Origin of the sequence: Clostridium sardiniense, from assembly GCF_019753795.1 — a bacterium.
In the GTDB taxonomy this organism is placed as follows: domain Bacteria; phylum Bacillota; class Clostridia; order Clostridiales; family Clostridiaceae; genus Clostridium; species Clostridium sardiniense.
This window is the reverse complement of the sequence record NZ_JAIKTU010000049.1, coordinates 1-613: the sequence shown is the minus strand read 5'-3', so window position 1 is coordinate 613 and position 613 is coordinate 1. Positions and strand designations below refer to the sequence as shown.

Sequence of the window (613 nt, the reverse complement as noted above, 5' to 3'; positions counted from 1 at the left end):
CAGCCGCATATCTTCTGTTACTTGCTACCCTTGAAAGGGTCCATATATTCTTTTATAATTATTTGATATGCTATCATATCTTCTCGTTCTTGATTTCTTATATATTCTTCAATTGCTTTTTTATTTCTTCCTACTGTATCAACATAAAATCCTCTACACCAAAAATGTCTACTTCCATATTTATATTTTAAGTCAGAAAATCTTTCAAAAAGCATTAAACTACTTTTACCTTTTAAAAAGCCTACAAAACCTGAAACGCTCATTTTCGGTGGAATTGAAACCAACATATGTATATGATCGACGCAAGCATGCGCTTCGATTATTTCAACGTCCTTCCATTCGCAAAGTTGTCTTAGTATCTTTCCAATTTCAATTTTCTTTTCGCCGTAAATTTCCTTTCTCCTGTATTTTGGCGCAAAAACTATGTGATATTTACAATTCCATTTTGTATGTGATAAACTATTAATGTCCATTATGGATGCCTCCTTTTGTTATTGAATTTGGCTGCGAACCTAATTCTATTTTAACAAATGGAGGTTTTTTTACATAATACACCGCTAAAGCTTATCTGAACACACTTGCATAGCAAGTGGTTTTTTAAATACAATAAAAA

Annotated in this window: 1 protein-coding gene; it reads right to left on the bottom strand. The window is 31.5% G+C overall.

Annotated elements, in window-relative coordinates; translation table 11 throughout:
- Positions 1-17 precede the first annotated feature (17 nt).
- Complete coding sequence (gene tnpA / locus K5V21_RS19055; protein ID WP_221862673.1) at positions 18-473, bottom strand: IS200/IS605 family transposase; 456 nt, start codon at positions 471-473, stop codon at positions 18-20.
- Positions 474-613 lie beyond the last annotated feature (140 nt).